The organism is Pseudorhodoferax sp. Leaf267 (genome assembly GCF_001422405.1).
Lineage (GTDB): Bacteria > Pseudomonadota > Gammaproteobacteria > Burkholderiales > Burkholderiaceae_C > Pseudorhodoferax.
Genome location: NZ_LMMV01000012.1, coordinates 811394 through 829491, shown reverse-complemented (window position 1 = coordinate 829491; position 18098 = coordinate 811394). Strand labels below are relative to the sequence as shown.

Sequence of the window (18098 nt, the reverse complement as noted above, 5' to 3'; positions counted from 1 at the left end):
GGCGGCCGTGCGAGGCGCATCGTGAGGCCGGCTCAGGCCTTCTTGGCGTAGGCGCTGCACCAGCCCTTGGTGGCGACCTGCTTGCCGGGGAACAGCGGGCAAGGTCCGCTGGCGCCGTCCGGCTTGCCCTGGAACAACGCGCAATTGCCGCAGTGGCTGCCGGCAACGAAGTTCTTGTACTTGGCCTTGTCCACCTTGGCGGCGTCCGAGACATAGCCCAAGGCGGCGGCCTGGGGATCCTTCTCGTCCACCATCGCCTGTGACCAGGCGGTGCGCGACAGAAGCATGGCGGCACCGGCCAGCGGCACGATGCGGATGAGTTGACGACGGTTATTCATGGTTTTCTTTCGTGGGGAGGGGACAGTGACATCAACGCTCGCCCTCCGATCCCGGACGACCAGCGGCGCCGCAGATCGAGCACATGCAACAGCCCGCTCGCCGACAGCGCCAAGGCAATATAGGGCGGCGCGCTGCCACCCACTGTCAGACGAAGCGCCAGCATCAGCGCCAGGCCAGCCAGCAGCGTGAACACCAGCGCGGGCCGTCGCAGCGCCAGCAGAACGACCAATTCCAGCATGCCGACGGCCAGCACCAGATCGACCAGCAACGTCAGGTTCATTTCAGGCATTGAGCTGCACCACGGCGTGGTTGAGCCAGCCGGCGAACCCCGTCCACAGCAGGTAGGGCAGCAGCAGCCAGCCAGCCAGGGGGCGCAGGCGCCCGGCCAGCACGATCAGCAAGGCCACCGATGCCACAAGCAGCACCACCTCGATGCGCGCCCAGTCGGGCCGGCGCAGCGTGAAGAACAGCCAGCTCCAGGCGATGTTGAGCAGCGCGTTCAGCGCGAACGCCGCCAGCAGACGGCGCCGCGATGGCCCGGCCGGGCAGGCTTCCCAGGCGAGCACGGCGGCCGCTGCGGTCAGCGTGAAGATGACCGTCCAGGCGGGGCCGAACAGCCAGTCCGGCGGCTTCCACGGCGGCTGGCGCAATGCGTAATACCAGGGCGACAAGTCGGTGGCCAGCCCGCCCAGCACAGCGGTTGCGATCGCCCCGCCCGCCGCCCAGGCGATCACGCGCTTGCGGCCGGCGACACCCCTCATGCACGAACCAGCCCCAGCAGGTGCGCCAGGTCCTTGAAGAAGATGCGCACATGCGCCATCGGCCGCGCGCGCACCAGGCGCTTGTGCATGTAGGCGTCGAAGGTCAGCTGCTGCACATCGCGGTCGCGGCAGATGCTGACGAAGCGCTCGCGCCGCTTGTCGCTGACATACCAGAAGCGCTGCATCATGCCGAGCACCCAGAACACGCGGCCGTGCTCGCGCATGAAGCGCTTGCGTGCCTGGGCCAGCGCGCTGGCCTGGCCGGTGCGCAGCATTTCGGCGCAGGCCTGGGCGGCCAGCCGGCCGCCGACCATGGCGTAGTAGATGCCCTCGCCCGAGGCGGGTGCCACGACGCCCGCGGCATCGCCGGCCAGCACCACGTCGCGTCCGTTGTCCCAGCGCGGCAGCGGCTTCATGGGGATGGGCGCGCCCTCGCGGCGGATGGTGCGCGCGTGCTGCAGGCCCACCTGCTCGCGCAGCTGCTGCACGCCGTGGCGCAGCGAGAAACCCTTGTCGGCGCTGCCGGTGCCGATGCTGATGGTGGCGCCGTGCGGGAACACCCAGCCGTAGAAGTCGGGCGACAGCGCGCCGTTGTAGTGCACCTCGCAGCGCCTGGGCTGGAAGTCCGGCGGCGCGGCGTCGGGCGTGGCCACGATCTCGTGGTACGCGAACACGCAGCGGCCCTGGTCCGCGCCGCGCACGGCCTGCTGCGCCACGCGCGAGCGCGCGCCATCGGCGCCCACCACGGCACGCGCGCGCAGGCGCTGCGCTGCACCGGCGGCATCGCGGTAGAGCACGACCGCGCAGCCGTCGCCATCGCGCTCGATGCTCTCGAAGCGGCCTTGCACCAGCTGTGCACCGTGCATCACCGCCCGCTGGCGCAGCCATGTGTCGAAGTGCTCGCGGTCCACCATGCCGACGCAGCCGCCTTCGATGGGAATGTCGACCTTCTGCGCACGCGGCGAGACCATGCGCGCCGCATCGGCGCGGGCCACCAGCAGCGACTGCGGGATCGCGAAATCCGCCATCAACCGCGGCGGGATCGCGCCACCGCAGGGCTTGATGCGGCCGGCGCGGTCCAGGAGCACCACGCGGTGGCCGGCGCGCGCCAGATCGTCGGCCGCCGTGGCGCCGGCCGGGCCGCCGCCGACGACCACCACATCGCAATCCCGGATGTCATTCATGGCAAAACCCTTCCAGCGGCAGGCCGCACCAGGCCACGCAGGCCGATCCCGTCGACCGCTGCGGCCGCAGCGCGCGCGCGCGGCTCCACACCCGCTGCCAGCTGCGCCGCGGCAAGGAACAGCAGGGCCTCCAGGGCGAACACGGTGGCGTAGGCATGGCCGACATCGGCCAGCAGCACCCTGGCCAGGTCGCTGGCGCCGGTGCCGACCAGGCCGCCGAGCGCAAACGCCAGTGCCTGCGACGCACCCCACAGGCCCATGCGCAGGCCCTCGGTGCCGGCCCTGCCCTGCCCGGCCAGGCGCATCATCGAGCCGATGGCCGCGATCGAGAACGCGCCGGTCGCCGCGCCCAGCAGCAAGACATTGGCCTTGAGCGGCCAGCCGGCACCTGCCAGGCCGGCGGCGGCCAGGCCCAGCAACGCCAGCGCCGACGCAACGCACCCGCCCAACACCCAGGCACGCAAAGAGCCGAAGCCGCGCCGGCCGGCCACTGCCGCCAACACCATGCCCAGCAGCGTGCCGCCGTGTTGCACGGCCGCCAGCTGCGTCGAGGCGCCTGGCGAATAGCCGAACACCGCGCCGGCGAAGGGCTCGAGGATCAGGTCCTGCGCGCTGAAGGCCAGCATCGCCACGAACACGAAGATGGTGAAGCGCCGCGCGTCCGCCTCGCGCCAGACCTCGCGCAGGGCCAGGCGGAATCCGCCTTCGGCCGCTGGCGCGGCGGCGTTGGCGGCCACGGCAGGCCCCTCCAGGCGCCACAGGGCGGCCACCGTCAGGGCCAGCGCCAGCAGCGCCAACACGCCGGCCACCACCACGAGGCGTTGCGGGGTGTAGGGGTCGAGAAAGGCGCCGGCCGTGCCGGCCGTGACCGCAAAGCCGGCAATCATCATGGTCCACACCGTCGTGGCCGCGCCGGCGCGGCGCTGCGGCGGCACGCGGCTGGCCAGCAAGGCCAGCAGCGACGTGCCGGCCGCCGCGACACCCAGGCCGATCAGCACGAACGCCGCGGCGGCCAGCACCATGCCGGGCGCGCGGGCCGTGGCCATCCAGGCCGTGGCCAGCGCCGCGGCGAAACCTCCGATCGCCAGCAGCACCATGCCGCCCAGGATCCACGGCGTGCGGCGCCGCGTGCGGTCCGATCCATGCCCCATGCGCGGGCGGCTGACCTGCACCACATAGTGCAGCGCCAGCAGCACCCCCGGCAGCAGTGCGGGCAGGGCCAGCTCCACCACCATCACGCGGTTCAGCGTGGAGGTGGTCAGCACGACGATGGCGCCCATGGCCATCTGGACCAGGCCCAGGCGCACGATGGCGCTCCAACCGAAGGCGGCCGGCTGCATTCAGCCTCCCGCCCGCAGCGCGAACGCGCTGACCAGCATGCCGATGACGAAGAAATTGATGCCCAGCGCGCTGTACCAGGTGGCGCGCTGCAATGGCGCGGCCAGGAAGCGGCGCATCAGCAGCAGCTGTACGGCCAGCAGTCCCGCCACGCCGGCTGCGTGCGCCGGGGCGTCCCAGTGCCAGAGCAGCCCCACCACCACCAGCTGCGGCAACGCCATCGCCAGGCAGGCCGCGCGGGCGGCGCCCTGCACGCCGAGCTGCACCGGCAACGAGGCGATGCCCATCTGCCGGTCGCCCTCGATGGACTTGAAGTCGTTCAGCGTCATGATCCCGTGCGCGCCCAGGCTGTAGAGCAGCGCCAGCCCCAGCGAGCGGCCATCGGGCAGCGCGCCGGCCGCCATCACCGCCGCGCCGGTGATCCAGGCCAGCCCCTCGTAGCACAGCGCGCAGGCGCTGTTGCCCCACCAGCCATTGCGCTTGAGCCGCAGCGGCGGTGCGCTGTAGGCCCAGGCGAGCAACAGGCCGACGCCGGCCGCCAGCAAGGCCACGGGCCCGAGCAAGCTGCCCAGCAGCAGCGACAACAGCGTCCAGATGATGGCGATGTACAGGCCCCAGCGGCCCGGCAGGCGGCCTGAGGGAATGGGCCGCTGCGGCTCGTTGATGGCGTCGACATGCCGGTCGAACCAGTCGTTGACGGCCTGGCTGCTGGCACACACGAAGGGCCCGGCCAGCAACACGCCAGCGACGATCAGCGTCCAGCGCCCCTCGGTCGGCATCCCCGATGCCACCACACCGCAACCGAAGGCCCACATCGGCGGAAACCAGGTGATGGGTTTGAGCAGCTCGGCGACAGCGGAAGCGCGGGGCAAGGCCATCAGCCAATTCTGGACTGACACCTATCAATGTCAACTAATATTTACACCCAGTCGCGCTGCGACCGGGACGCCTCACTCGGCAGCGCCGCCCGCCGGGTCGTGGATGCCGAAGCGGCGCAGCTTGACGTACAGGCTCTGGCGCGAGAGGCCCAGCATCTCGGCGGCCGACGCCCGGTTGTCGCGCGTGAGTTCGAGCGCCGCCTCGATGCACAGGCGCTCGATCAGGTCCGTGGTTTCGCCCACGATGTCGCGCAGCGGGAGCCGGCCGACCAGGCCGGTCAACTGCTCGGTGGAGCGCGGCATGAGCCGCTGGCTGCGGCCTTCGGCGGGCAAGCGCCGGGTGACGTCGCGGATCGTGAAGCCCAGGCAGGGCTGCGGGCCATCGACCACCGCGACGGCCGATATCTCCACCGCCGTGGTCTGCCCGTCGCCAGCGCGCAGCGTGGTCGGGAACAGGCGCAGCACGCCGTGCTGACGCAGGTTGCCGATCAGCACGTTCAGGTCCACCGTGGAGCGGCCCAGCCAGCGGTCCAGCATCTGGCCGATCACCGGTTCGCCGGCGGGCAGCTGGAGCATGTCGACGAAGGCCTGGTTGGCGCTCAGCACGCGGCCGAGCATGTCCGACAGCACGAACGCGTCCGGCATGGCATTGACCACGTCGAGCAGCGATGGCCCGCCCTGGCCGCGCGCCTGCACGGCGTTGGCCGGCACCAAGCGCAGCAGCAGCAGCGTGACACCGTCCTGCTTGAACAGCGAGCCCACGAGGCGCACCTCGGCACCGCCAGCCAGCCGCAGGCCATGCGCCTCGCCGCGGCCCGCATTGCGGGTCTGCGAGAACAGCGCCTGCACCACGGGCTGCGATTCGAGCTCGAACAGATCAGGGGCTGGCCGCGACACCATGCGCCGGGCCGTGTCGCCGACCATGCGCGCTGCGGCCGCGTTGTGCTCCACCACGTTCAAGGTCGCCGCATCGACCACCACCAGGGCCTCTTCCACCGCCTCGAAGAGCAGCCGGTAGCGCGCCTCGGCATGGCGCAGCCGGATGTAGTCGCGCTCCATCGATTGCTGCGCATCGACCAGGCGCTGCTGCACGACGGCCAACGTGCGCAGGTTGCGCCCCAGCGCCAGGATGCGCCCGCCGCTGCGCAGCGGCACGACACGGTAGGCGACCGGCAGGTCCAGGCCGCCGCCGATGGGATGGTTCACCTGCCGCGTGACGCCGGGGCCTGCGAATTCGGTGTCCTCGCCCTGCGTGCCGGCAATCAAGGCCAGCACCTTGGGCCGGCTTTCCACGGTCACCGTGTCGGACCAGCGCCGGCCGACCCACAGGTGCGTTTCGGCCAGGTCCTGCACGGCCTCTTCGCCCAGCGACACCTCCCGGATCACGCCCTGCGAATCGATGACCAAAGCGATGTCCGCGGCCGCAGATACCACCGCCGTCATCATTCCGGCATCCGCATCCGTCAGGAGGAGCGCCTGCGAAGCGGGACGGGTCGCCATGTCGAGACTCCAGTTGTGCATCAAACGTTTTCGGTGTTAGGAACAACAGCGGCGCGCTTGTTGCACAGATTAGAAAAGAACGCCAGCTCAGCCGGTGCCCGCCGCATCGCTGCCCTGGCCGAGGTCGGTCACCCAGCGCTGGGCCCATTCGACCGCCGCGCCGATGCTCAGCACCATGCCATCGGCGCCGCATCGAAGATGCAGATCGTCCGAGGAGAGTGCCAGCGGACCGCCGACCAGGATGCCCATTGCAGGGTTGCAGGAAAGTTGACGCAATTTGACGATAACAGAATTGACACTTGCCACCTGGGCATCGCATGTCAGAGAAATGGCCATCACGTCGTAGGGCTCGCCTCGCAGCATCTCGCCCAGTGCTTCCCAGCTCATGCCTGCGGCGTACTGCGCATCCCAACCCGCGTGCGCGAAGCACTCGGCCGCGATCGCAGCGCCGAAGGTGTGCTGCGACTCGGGCGGAGCGGCCACCAGGATGCGCGAGGCGCCGCCGCGCAGCGGTGGGCGCGCCAGGTACACATGCTCGTGCAGGGCCTGCTGCAGCCGGCAGATGCCAATCGTCACGTCGGCGAAATCGAACACGTCGTTGCACCACCAGCTGCCCATCAGGGCGGCACAGGGAGCCAGCAACTCCAGCAACACCTGGTTCGGCGTGGCGCCGGCCTGGGTCAAGGCCTGCACGAAACGCGGCACGCTCGCCGGGTCTTCGTCGACCGCCAGTTCCGCCAATGTCGACACATGGTCCGACGTGATCTTCACCCCGCTGCGCCGCGACGTGGCAGCCGCGTGCGAATGCATCAGCAGCAGCCGCGGAATGATCTCCAGCTCGACGATCCGTGACAGCTGTTGCGCGTGCCCGGAGTTGTCGGACACCAACTGGGGGCCTGCGCGCTCACGCCGAGCGCCAACAGGTTGATGGGAATCTGGCACAGCGTCGTTGCGGATGAAACCCCGCGACGCTGCGCTGCGACCCTCGGACCGATCAGGATTCGTTGCACCCACCGCGTGTCTCCTCGGGTGGACTCACAGCAGCACTGACAGGATGCGCCCTCGTTCTCTCAGAACCGGCGCCCGGTGTTCGTTACACAGGACAGTGCCACTGCCAATCAGACTTCGAACAACTCTCGCAACGTCAACCTCGGTTGACAACGGGAGCTTGGGTGCCGGCCGATCCTGCGGTTTAGGTCGCCCGGGCAGCAATATCCTTCGAATGATTAGGGCTAGTCAAGCGCCATTTAGCCCTACGCGGGCAAACCCTTAGGAAGTGTCTATTTCTCTTAACGTCAATTTATGTTGACACTTCGAGGCTGCGGGCCTAGATTTGGCCCATGCCCCGCACTGCCTCGTTGTCCGACGCGCCATTGAGTCCTGCGAGAGGCCACGCGCCGCTCTACACACCCGCCCAACGCGCACGCCGCGACGCCACGCGCTGGACGTTGGTACAGGGCTTGCTGGCCCCCGTGCAGTTCCTGGTGTTCCTGGTGAGCGTGGTGCTGGTGCTGCGCTTTCTGGCAACCGGCCAGGGCGAGCAGATCGCCGCCTGGAGCGTGCTGGCCAAGACGGCCCTGCTCTACCTGATCATGGTCACCGGCTGCATCTGGGAGAAGGTGGTGTTCGACCGCTGGCTGTTCGCGCCGGCCTTCTACTGGGAGGACGTGTTCAGCATGCTGGTGCTGGCGCTGCACACGGCCTACCTGCTGGCTTGGTGGAACGGCTGGGGCACGGCCGCGCAGCAGATGGTGCTGGCACTGGCGGCGTACGCGGCCTATGCGATCAACGCGACCCAGTTCCTGCTGAAACTGCGCGCGGCGCGGCTGGACATGGCTGCGGGGGCGGCTGCATGAACGCTGCCGTCATCCCGATCCACGCCGACACGGGCTGCACCGACACCGAGATCCTGCGCGAGCGCGGCCAGCGCGAAGTGTTCTGCGGCCTCACCGGCATCATCTGGCTGCACCGCAAGATCCAGGACGCGTTCTTCCTCGTGGTCGGCTCGCGCACCTGTGCGCACCTGGTGCAGTCGGCCGCGGGCGTGATGATCTTCGCCGAACCGCGCTTTGCCACCGCCATCATCGACGAGCGCGACCTGGCGGGTCTCGCCGATGCGAACGAGGAGCTGGACAAGGTGGTCTCGCGCCTGCTGCAGCGCCGGCCCGACATCAAGCTGCTGTTCCTGGTCGGCTCCTGCCCGTCCGAAGTCATCAAGCTCGACCTGTCGCGCGCCGCGCAGCGCCTGTCGCAGCAGCACGGCGCCGTGAAGGTGCTGAACTATTCGGGCAGCGGCATCGAGACCACCTTCACGCAGGGCGAGGATGCCTGCCTGGCGGCACTGGTGCCGCAACTGGCGCCCGCCCAGGACGACCAGCCGTCGCTGCTCATCGTCGGCGCGCTGGCCGATGTGGTCGAAGACCAGTTCCGCCGCCTGCTCGCCGGCATGGGCATCACGCGCGTGGACTTCCTGCCGGCCCGCCGCGCAGGCAGCATGCCGGCCGTGGGCCCGCAGACCCGCATGCTGCTGGCCCAGCCCTTCCTGGCCGAGACCGCGCGGCTGCTGGAGGCCCGCGGCGCGCAGCGCGTGGCCGCGCCCTTCCCGCTCGGCGTGGAAGGCAGCGCGGCCTGGCTGCTGGCAGCGGCCGACGCGATGGGCGTGCCGCAGGACATCGCCCTGCAGGCCATGGCCCCGGCCCGCGCACGCGCCGAAGCCGCCCTGGCCGTGCACCGCCGCCAGCTCGCCGGCAAGCGCATCTTCTTCTTCCCCGATTCGCAGCTCGAACTGCCGCTGGCCCGCTTCCTGGCGCGCGAGATGGGCATGCAGCTCACCGAAGTCGGCACCCCCTACCTGCACCGCCAGCACCTGGCCGCCGAACTGGCCTGGCTGCCGGCAGGCACCGTGCTGAGCGAAGGCCAGGACGTGGACCGCCAGCTCGACCGCTGCCGCGCCGCCAATCCCGACCTCGTGGTCTGCGGCCTGGGCCTGGCCAACCCGTTGGAGGCCGAGGGCTACACCACCAAGTGGTCCATCGAGCTGGTGTTCAGCCCGATCCAGGGCTTCGAGCAGGCGGCCGACCTGGCGGGCCTGTTCAGCCGCCCGCTGCACCGCCGCCAACTGCTCGCGGCCTAGGGCACGACCATGCAACTCACGCTCTGGACCTACGAAGGCCCCCCGCACGTAGGCGCCATGCGCGTGGCCACGGGCATGCGCGATCTGCACTACGTGCTGCACTCGCCGCAGGGCGACACCTACGCCGACCTGCTGTTCACGATGATCGAGCGCAAGAACACGCGCCCGCCCGTCACCTACACCAGCTTCCAGGCGCGCGACCTGGGCAGCGACACAGCGCAGCTCTTCAAGGACGCCGTGCGCAACGCCTACGAGCGCTTCCAGCCCCAGGCCATGCTGGTGGGCGCCTCCTGCACTGCCGAGCTGATCCAGGACGACCCCGGTGGCCTGGCCCACGCGCTGGCGCTGCCGATCCCCGTGGTGGCGCTGGAGCTGCCCTCCTACCAGAAGAAGGAGAACTGGGGCGCGGCCGAGACCTTCTACCAACTCGTGCGCAACCTGGTGCCCACGACGCGTGTGGAACGCGTCGAAGGCGCCGCCCCCAGCTGCAACATCCTCGGCCCCACGGCCCTGGGCTTTCGCCACCGCGACGACCTGAAGGAAATCCGCGGCCTGCTGGCGCAGATCGGCGTCGAGGTCAACGTGGTCGCCCCGCTGGGCGCGAGCCCCCACGACCTGACCCGCCTGGGCCAGGCCGACTTCAACGTGCTGCTCTACCCCGAGACCGGCCACAGCGCCTGCGCGTGGCTGCAGCGCACGCTGGGCCAGCCGCACACGCGCACCGTGCCCATCGGCGTGCAGGCCACGCGCGCCTTCATCGCCGAAGTCGCGGGCCTGGCCGGCATCGCCCCCCAAGAGGCGCTGGCCCGCGTGGACGCCAGCGCTTCGCACAGCCCCTGGTACTCGGCCTCGGTCGATGCCAACTACCTCACCGGCAAGCGCGTGTTCGTGTTCGGCGACGCCACGCACGCCATCGCCGCCGCGCGCTTCGCCAGCCAGGAGCTGGGCTTCCAGATCGTGGGCCTGGGCACCTACGGCCGCGAGTTCGCCCGCGACATCCGCGAGGCCGCCAACGGGTACGGCGTGGAACCGCTGATCTGCGACGACTACCTGGAGGTCGAGGCCGCCATCACCGCCGCCGCGCCCGAGCTGGTGCTGGGCACGCAGATGGAGCGCCACATCGCCAAGCGCCTGGGCCTGCCCTGCGCCGTCATCTCCGCGCCCGTGCACGTGCAGGACTTCCCGGCCCGCTACGCGCCGCAGATGGGCTTCGAAGGCGCCAACGTGCTGTTCGACACCTGGGTGCAGCCGCTGATGATGGGGCTGGAAGAGCACCTGCTGCACATGTTCAAGGGCGACTTCGAGTTCCACGAGGACGCCGCCCCCTCGCACCTGCCGCGCAACAACCCCACGCCCGCCGCTGTGATCCCGGAACCGGCCCCGGCACCCGTCGAAGCACCCGCGCCCCTCACCGCCACGGCAACGGCCGTCGCCGCCGAAGCACCGGCCGCGCCCGCCATGCCCGCCCCCGGCGTCGCCCCCATCGTGGTCGCCCGCTGGGCGCCCGATGCCGAGCGCGAGCTGGGCAAGATCCCCTTCTTCGTGCGCGGCAAGGCCCGGCGCAACACCGAGCGCTTCGCCCTGGACCAGGGCGTCGCCACCATCACCATCGAGACCCTCTACGATGCCAAAGCCCATTTCAGTCGTTGAGACACGGGCTGCGGGTCGCGCACCGCCCGACGTGCCGATGCGCGTCGTGCTGATCACCATGGACAGCCACCTGCGCAGCGCCGCCGAACGCGCGCACGGCGTGCTGGCCCGCTCGCTGCCGGGCGTCAGTCTCTCGGTCCACGCGGCGGCCGACTGGGCCACCGACGAAGAGGCCCTGCGCCACTGCATCGCCGACATCGGCCGCGGCGACATCATCCTGGTCACCATGCTGTTCATGGAAGACCACTTCCTGCCCGTCATCGAGGCGCTGCGCGCGCGCCGCGATGCCTGCGACGCGATGGTCTGCGCCATGTCGGCCGGCGAGGTCATGAAGCTCACGCGCATGGGCAAGTTCGCCATGGACGGCAAGGTCAGCGGCCCCATGGCGCTGCTCAAGCGCCTGCGCGGCAAGTCGGCTACCAGCGGCGACGACAAGGTCAAGGCCAGCGCCGGCGCGCAGCAGATGAAGATGCTGCGCCGCCTGCCCAAGATCCTGCGCTTCATCCCCGGCACCGCGCAGGACGTGCGCATCTATTTCCTGGTGCTGCAGTACTGGCTGGCCGGCTCGCAGGAGAACATCGCCGCGCTGGTCCACATGCTCGTGGACCGCTACGCGAGCGGCCCGCGCGCCACGCTGCGTGGCCACACCAAGCCCGCCGAGCCCACCGAATACCCGGAGCTGGGCGTCTACCACCCGCGCATGGCCCAGCGCATCAGCGAACACGCACGCGATCTGCCGCGCCCCCTCGCACTGGCCGGCACGAAGCCCGGCGGCACGGTGGGCCTGCTGATGCTGCGCTCCTACCTGCTGGCGGGCAACACCGCCCACTACGACGGCGTGATCACCGCGCTGGAGGCCAAGGGCCTGCAGGTGCTGCCGGCCTTCGCCGCCGGGCTGGACGCACGGCCGGCGGTGGAGAAGTTCTTCATCCAGGACGGCCGCCCCACCATCGATGCGCTGGTCTCGCTGACCGGCTTCTCGCTCGTCGGCGGCCCCGCCTACAACGACGCCAAGGCCGCCGAGACGCTGCTGGCCCAGCTCGACGTGCCCTACCTCTCGGTGATGCCGGTGGAATTCCAGACGCTGGAGGCCTGGGGCGGCTCCGAGCGCGGCCTGCTGCCGCTGGAGTCCACCATGATGGTCGCCATCCCCGAGCTGGATGGCTCGACCGGCCCCATGGTCTACGGCGGCCGCAGCGACGCCGCCGGCACCGCCTGCACCGGCTGCAGCCGGCACTGCACCTTCGCCAAGAGCGAAGGCCACAACGACATGCACACCTGCCCCGACCGTGCCGAGATGCTGGCCGCGCGCGTGGCACGGCTGGTGGGCTTGAAGCGCAGCGAGCGCGCCGGCCGCCGCATCGCCGCCGTGCTGTTCAACTTCCCGCCCAACGCCGGCAACACCGGCACGGCCGCCCACCTGGCCGTGTTCGCCTCGCTCTACAACACGCTGGCCGCACTGCAGCGCGCCGGCTACACGGTGGAACTGCCGGCGAGCGTGGACGCGCTGCGCGAACGCCTGCTGGTCGGCAACGCCGCACGCCACGGCGCGCTGGCCAATGTGCACGCGCGCATCCCGGCCAACGAGCATGTGCGCCGAGAGCGCTGGCTGGCCGAGATCGAGCGCACCTGGGGCCCGGCGCCCGGCCGCCAGCAGAGCGATGGCCAGCAGATCCAGGTGCTGGGCGAGCGCTTCGGCAACGTCTTCGTCGGCATCCAGCCCGCCTTCGGCCACGAGGGCGACCCGATGCGGCTGCTGTTCGAGCGCGGCTTTGCGCCTACGCATGCCTTCTCGGCCTTCTACCGCTGGATGCGCGAGGACTTCGGCGCCCACGCCGTGCTGCATTTCGGCACGCATGGCGCGCTGGAGTTCATGCCCGGCAAGCAGGCCGGCCTGTCGGGCGACTGCTGGCCCGACCGCCTGATCGGCGACCTGCCCAACCTCTACATCTACGCGGCCAACAACCCGTCCGAAGGCATGCTGGCCAAGCGCCGCAGCGCCGCCACGCTGATCAGCTACCTCACGCCCCCCGTGGCGCAGGCCGGGCTGTACCAGGGCCTGGTCGACCTGAAGGCCAGCCTGCTGCACTGGCGCACGCTGGCACCGCAGGCAGATGCCGAGCGCGCCGCGCTGGCGCCGCTGCTGCAGTCGCAAGGCCAGGCCATGAACCTGCTGCCGGCCGGCGGTGCGGCCTGGGATGCATCGGCCGACGCCGCCGTGATGCAACTGGCCGACGCGCTGCAGGAGCTGGAGCACACGCTGATCCCGCACGGCCTGCATGTGCTGGGCGAGGTGCCCAAGCCCGCCGACCGCGTGGGCATGCTGCTGGCCTGCGCGGAGGCGAGCTTCCCCACCGGCCAGGCCCCCAGCCAGGCCCAGATCGAGCGCCTGGTCGCCGGCGCCAGCGCCACCGAGCTGCTGCTCGAAGAAGGCCGCAGCGCCGACGCCGAACGCCGCTTGCACATGGAGTCGCTGGCGAACACATCCCGCCTGCTGGCCACCGACAGTGAGCTCGCTGCCGTGGTCCACGCGCTCGACGGCGGCTACCTTCGCCCGGCCCCGGGCGGCGACCTGCTGCGCAACCCCGACATCCTGCCCACCGGCCGCAACCTGCACGGCTTCGACCCCACGCGCATCCCCAGCCGCTTCGCGGTGCAGGACGGCGCCCGCCAGGCCACGCGCCTGCTGGAGCGGCACGCGCAGGACGGCCACGGCTTCCCCGAATCCATCGCGCTGGTGCTGTGGGGCACGGACAACCTGAAGAGCGAAGGCGCCCCCATCGGCCAGGCGCTGGCCCTGATCGGCGCCACGCCACGCTTCGACAGCTACGGCCGCCTGGCCGGCGCCGAGCTGGTGCCACTCGACCAACTCGGCCGCCCCCGCGTCGACGTGATGGTCACGCTCTCGGGCATCTTCCGCGACCTGCTGCCGGCGCAGATCAAGCTGCTGGCCGAGGCCGCCTTCCTCGCCGCGTCGGCCGACGAACCCGAGCACCTGAACTTCGTGCGCAAGCACGCCCTGGCCTACCAGCGCGAACAGGGCTGCGACCTGGAGACAGCCGCCCTGCGCGTGTTCGGCAACGCCGAGGGCGCCTACGGTGCCAACGTCGGCAGCCTGATCGACAACGGCGCCTGGCAGGAAGAAGACGAACTGGCCGAGACCTACACCCGCCGCAAGGGCTTCGCCTACGGCCGCAGCGGCCGCCCGGTGCAGAAGGCCGCGCTGCTGGCCAGCGTGCTGAAGAACGTGGAACTGGCCTACCAGAACCTCGATTCGGTGGAGCTGGGCGTGACCACGGTGGACACCTACTTCGACACGCTGGGCGGCATCAGCCGCGCGGTGCAGCGCGCGCAGCGCGCCCCCGACGGCCAGGCCGCGCCGCTGCTGCCCGTCTACATCGGCGACCAGACGGTGGGCGATGCCGGCGTGGTGCGCACCCTGTCCGAACAGGTCTCGCTGGAGACGCACACCCGCATGCTCAACCCCAAGTGGTACGAAGGCATGCTGGAACACGGCTACGAAGGCGTGCGCCAGATCGAGGTGCACCTGACCAACACGCTGGGCTGGTCCGCCACCACGGGCCAGGTGCAGCCCTGGGTCTACCAGCGCCTGAGTGAAACCTTTGTGCTCGATGCGGCCATGCGCGAACGCCTGGCCCGACTCAATCCAACCGCCTCGGCGCGGCTGGCGAACCGTTTGCTGGAGGCCTGCGACAGGCAATACTGGCAACCGGACGCCGACACGCTCGAAGCCCTGCGCCAGGCCGGCGATGAACTCGAAGACCGCCTCGAAGGTGTCTTCGTCGAAAGGGCAGCGGCATGAACGCAGTCGAAGAATTTCCGATCCGCACCATCAGCAAGCGAAGGCTCGATGGCGAGGGCAGCCTGCAGGTGCAGCTGGACCCGAACGTGAGCATCGGCACCGCCAAGGTGTTCGCGATCTACGGCAAGGGCGGCATCGGCAAGAGCACCACCTCGTCCAACCTCTCGGCCGCGTTCTCGCGCCTGGGCAAGCGCGTGCTGCAGATCGGCTGCGACCCCAAGCACGACAGCACCTTCACGCTGACCAAGAAGATGCTGCCGACCGTCATCGACGTGCTGGAGACGGTGGACTTCCACGCCGAAGAGTTGCGGCCCGAGGACTTCATGTTCGAGGGCTACAACGGCGTGCAGTGCGTGGAGGCCGGCGGCCCGCCGGCCGGCACCGGCTGCGGCGGCTACGTGGTCGGCCAGACGGTCAAGCTGCTCAAGGAACACCACCTGCTGGAAGACACCGACGTGGTGATCTTCGACGTGCTGGGCGATGTGGTGTGCGGCGGTTTCGCCGCGCCGCTGCAGCACGCCGACCGCGCGCTGATCGTCACGGCCAACGACTTCGATTCCATCTTCGCGATGAACCGCATCGTGCAGGCCATCGGTGCCAAGGCCAAGAACTACAAGGTGCGCCTGGGCGGCGTGATCGCCAACCGCAGCGCGGCCACCGACCAGATCGACAAGTACAACACCCGCGCCGGCCTCAAGCTGGCCGCGCACTTCCCCGACCTGGACGTGATCCGCCGCAGCCGCCTGAAGAAGAGCACGCTGTTCGAGATGGAAGCCAGCCCCGAGCTGGAGAAGGTGCAGGCCGAGTACATGCGCCTGGCCGCCGCGCTGTACCTGGGCGGTGAGCCGCTGGAGGCCATTCCGCTCAAGGACCGCGACCTGTTCGACCTGCTCGGATTCGATTGACCATGACGACCAACCAATACGTCCAGCGCCGCGGCGAGATCGAAACCTACTTCGACCGCACGGCCGCCGCCACCTGGGCGCGGCTCACGTCCAACGCACCGGTCAGCGGCATCCGCGCCACGGTGCGTGCAGGGCGGGATCGCATGCGTTCGACCTTGCTGTCGTGGTTGCCCACCGACATGACGGGCCTGCGCCTGCTCGACGCCGGCTGCGGCACGGGCGCGCTGGCTGTCGAAGCCGCACGGCGCGGCGCGCAGGTGCTGGCCATCGACCTCTCGGCCACGCTGGTGCAACTGGGCCGCGAGCGCTGCGATGCCGAGGCCGATGCAGCGCTGCTGCGCGAGCACATCACCTGGCGCAGCGGCGACATGCGCGCGCCGGACGATGGCGACTTCGACCACGTGGTGGCGATGGACTCGCTGATCCACTACCAGCCCGACGACGCGGCTGCGCTGCTGCAAGGCTGGTCGGGTCGTGTGCGCAACAGCATCGTGTTTACCGTGGCACCGCGCACGCCGCTGCTCACGGTCATGCACAACGTGGGCAAGCTGTTCCCGCGTGGCGACCGCGCGCCGGCCATCGTGCCGGTCGGGGTCGACGGGTTGCGCACGCGCCTGTCGCGCAATGTTCCTGGCTGGCAACAGGCGCGCACCGAGCGCATCGCCAGTGGCTTCTACACCTCGCAGGCTTGCGAGATGGTGCGCGGAGCACGTTGAGATGTCTTTGCGCCGTCGCTTCCAAGGAACGATGTGCGGTGATTCATCGCGGCTTGTTCACGCGCGGTGGGCGGACCACGCCGACGGTGTCCGGAACGAAGCGAATGTCCCCCGGCTTGGCCCGCCTTGCCGGCCTGGGGCCGTCAAGGCGGGCCAAGCCTCCTCCTTTATTTCGCTGCGTGGAGCACACCATCGTCGTGGTCTGTCAGCGCCGTGCTGGATCGGCTGGCACAACGCGACGTGTCCAGGGTCGAGGGCATCGGGTGGTCCCTGCAGCGAAATAAAGGAGGAGCCTGGGCCGCCTGCGGCCCTGGCGGGGGACATTCGCGGAAGGGGCTACCCGGTGGCCTCGGCCCGCGCGCCCACCCGCACAGTGCGCTGCCTTCTCTCCCACGAGGGACAACGCCCATGAACATCGCCCCCGCCCGCATCCTCAAGCTGTGGACCCGCATATCCCCGCAGCTGCTGCCCTTCGCCGACGCGGCCAGCACCGACCTGCCGCTCGCCCGCCTGCTGCGCCTGGCGCTGTTCCAGGTCTCGGTGGGCATGGCCGCGGCCTTGCTGGTGGGCACGCTGAACCGCGTGATGATCGTGGAGATGGGCATGGCGGCCGGGCTGGTGGCGCTGATGGTGGCGCTGCCGATGCTGGTGGCGCCGCTGCGCGCGTTCGTGGGGTACCGCTCCGACACGCACCGCTCGGCCCTGGGCTGGCGGCGCGTGCCCTACCTGTGGTTCGGCACGCTGCTGCAGTTCGGCGGCCTGTGCATCCTGCCGTTCGCGCTGCTGCTGATGGCCCCCAGCGGTGTCGTCGGCCAGGCGGCGATCGTCATCCCAGCCATCCCTGAGGCGGCGGCGGCCTTCGGCTTCCTGCTGGTCGGCCTGGGCATGCAGACCACGCAGACGGCCGGGCTGGCGCTGGCCACCGATTTGTCTCCGCCCGAGAAGCGCCCGCGCGTGGTGGCGCTGATGTACGTGATGCTGCTGGCCGGCATGCTGGTGGGCAGCGTGCTCTTCAGCCTGGTGCTGATGGAGTTCACGCCCACGCGGCTGGTCGGCGTGGTGCAGGGCGCGGCCATCCTCACCGTGGTGCTGAACGGCATCGCGCTGTGGAAGCAGGAGGCGCGCAGCCCCAACCGCCGCGCCGAGCCGGCCGAGCCGCCGTTCCGCAGCGCCTGGGGGCGCTTCGTGGCGCAGCCGCAGGCCAAACGCTTTCTGGTGGCGCTGGGCCTGGGCACGGCCGGCTTCGCGATGCAGGACGTGGTGCTGGAGCCTTACGGCGCCACCGTGCTGGGCCTGTCGGTGGCGGCCACCAGCCTGCTGACGGCCGGGCTGGCGCTGGGCTCGTTGCTGGCCTTCGCCTTCGCGGCGCGCAAGCTGCAGCGCGGGGCCGACCCGTACCGCCTGGCGGCGCTCGGCGCGCTGGTCGGCATCTTCGCTTTTGCCGCCGTGGTGTTCGCCGCGCCGCTGCAGTCGGCCCTGCTGTTTCGCATCGGATCGTTCGGCATCGGCCTGGGCGGCGGGCTGTTCGCCGTGTGCATGCTGATCGTCGCCATGGGCCTGAAGGTCGATGGCCATGCCGGGCTGGCGCTCGGCGCGTGGGGGTCTGTGCAGGCCGGTTGCGCGGGCCTGGCCACGGCGGCCGGCGGCCTGCTGCGCGACCTGTTCGGCTGGCTCAGCGCCCACGGGCTGCTGGGGCCGGCGATGACGGATGTCTCGGTGCCCTACAGCACCGTCTACCACCTGGAGATCGCGCTGCTGTTCGCCGCGCTGGTCGCCATCGGCCCCCTGGTGCGCAGCCGCCGCGCGGCGCGCACCGACCCCTCCCCCCCTGCCCGGCGCTTCGGCCTGGCGGAATTCCCTGGCTGAAGGAG

The 18098-nt window shown here is 70.4% G+C and carries 15 protein-coding genes; 7 read left to right on the top strand and 8 right to left on the bottom strand.

The features are described 5' to 3' along the window. Positions 1 to 32 precede the first annotated feature (32 nt). The 8 genes from ASF43_RS15730 to ASF43_RS15695 all read right to left on the bottom strand — a co-directional run bounded on the left by ASF43_RS15730 (position 33) and on the right by ASF43_RS15695 (position 7014). Complete coding sequence (locus ASF43_RS15730) at positions 33 to 338, bottom strand: high-potential iron-sulfur protein (protein WP_056182846.1); 306 nt, start codon at positions 336 to 338, stop codon at positions 33 to 35. Further along, the gene (locus ASF43_RS15725) at positions 335 to 619 is read right to left on the bottom strand and encodes a hypothetical protein (protein ID WP_056182843.1); all 285 of its coding nucleotides are present in this window, start codon (positions 617 to 619) and stop codon (positions 335 to 337) included. The genes ASF43_RS15730 and ASF43_RS15725 overlap by 4 nt, the downstream gene beginning before the upstream one ends. A gap of 1 nt (position 620) precedes the next feature. After that, complete coding sequence (locus ASF43_RS15720) at positions 621 to 1100, bottom strand: TspO/MBR family protein (protein WP_056182838.1); 480 nt, start codon at positions 1098 to 1100, stop codon at positions 621 to 623. After that, complete coding sequence (locus tag ASF43_RS15715) at positions 1097 to 2284, bottom strand: geranylgeranyl diphosphate reductase (protein WP_056182836.1); 1188 nt, start codon at positions 2282 to 2284, stop codon at positions 1097 to 1099. Before ASF43_RS15715 ends, ASF43_RS15720 begins: the two co-directional genes overlap by 4 nt. Next, positions 2281 to 3624 (bottom strand): BCD family MFS transporter, encoded by a 1344-nt coding sequence (locus ASF43_RS15710; protein WP_082497881.1) that lies wholly within the window; start codon positions 3622 to 3624, stop codon positions 2281 to 2283. The genes ASF43_RS15715 and ASF43_RS15710 overlap by 4 nt, the downstream gene beginning before the upstream one ends. Then, complete coding sequence (gene chlG / locus ASF43_RS15705; protein ID WP_056182833.1) at positions 3625 to 4500, bottom strand: chlorophyll synthase ChlG; 876 nt, start codon at positions 4498 to 4500, stop codon at positions 3625 to 3627. It abuts the gene before it with no gap. Positions 4501 to 4572: 72 nt separating this feature from the next. Beyond that, a complete protein-coding gene (gene ppsR / locus ASF43_RS15700) occupies positions 4573 to 6000 on the bottom strand; it encodes a transcriptional regulator PpsR (RefSeq protein ID WP_082497880.1) in 1428 nt (475 codons plus the stop codon). A gap of 87 nt (positions 6001 to 6087) precedes the next feature. Further along, on the bottom strand, positions 6088 to 7014 hold the full coding sequence (locus ASF43_RS15695; RefSeq protein ID WP_156373330.1) for a B12-binding domain-containing protein: 927 nt from the start codon (positions 7012 to 7014) through the stop codon (positions 6088 to 6090). 326 nt (positions 7015 to 7340) lie between these two features. Between ASF43_RS15695 and bchF the strand changes: the two genes are divergently transcribed. The 7 genes from bchF (at position 7341) to ASF43_RS15660 (ending at position 18093) form a co-directional block, all read left to right on the top strand. Further along, entirely contained in the window at positions 7341 to 7856 is a 516-nt protein-coding gene (gene bchF / locus ASF43_RS15690; RefSeq protein WP_056182825.1) for a 2-vinyl bacteriochlorophyllide hydratase, read from the top strand. After that, positions 7853 to 9133, top strand: a complete 1281-nt coding sequence (locus tag ASF43_RS15685) for a ferredoxin:protochlorophyllide reductase (ATP-dependent) subunit N (protein ID WP_056182823.1) — start codon at positions 7853 to 7855, stop codon at positions 9131 to 9133. The genes bchF and ASF43_RS15685 overlap by 4 nt, the downstream gene beginning before the upstream one ends. Before the next feature lie 9 nt (positions 9134 to 9142). After that, positions 9143 to 10783 carry a ferredoxin:protochlorophyllide reductase (ATP-dependent) subunit B gene (bchB, locus tag ASF43_RS15680; RefSeq protein WP_056182820.1) on the top strand — a complete coding sequence of 547 codons (1641 nt, stop codon included), beginning with the start codon at positions 9143 to 9145 and terminating at the stop codon, positions 10781 to 10783. A 37-nt stretch (positions 10784 to 10820) separates the two neighbouring features. Next, complete coding sequence (locus ASF43_RS15675) at positions 10821 to 14606, top strand: magnesium chelatase subunit H (RefSeq protein WP_200932541.1); 3786 nt, start codon at positions 10821 to 10823, stop codon at positions 14604 to 14606. After that, the gene (gene bchL / locus ASF43_RS15670) at positions 14603 to 15511 is read left to right on the top strand and encodes a ferredoxin:protochlorophyllide reductase (ATP-dependent) iron-sulfur ATP-binding protein (RefSeq protein WP_056182812.1); all 909 of its coding nucleotides are present in this window, start codon (positions 14603 to 14605) and stop codon (positions 15509 to 15511) included. The genes ASF43_RS15675 and bchL overlap by 4 nt, the downstream gene beginning before the upstream one ends. Positions 15512 to 15513: 2 nt before the next feature. Then, positions 15514 to 16227 (top strand): magnesium protoporphyrin IX methyltransferase, encoded by a 714-nt coding sequence (gene bchM, locus ASF43_RS15665; RefSeq protein WP_056183469.1) that lies wholly within the window; start codon positions 15514 to 15516, stop codon positions 16225 to 16227. A gap of 408 nt (positions 16228 to 16635) precedes the next feature. Next, positions 16636 to 18093 carry a BCD family MFS transporter gene (locus ASF43_RS15660; RefSeq protein ID WP_056182808.1) on the top strand — a complete coding sequence of 486 codons (1458 nt, stop codon included), beginning with the start codon at positions 16636 to 16638 and terminating at the stop codon, positions 18091 to 18093. The last annotated feature ends 5 nt before the right edge of the window (positions 18094 to 18098 follow it).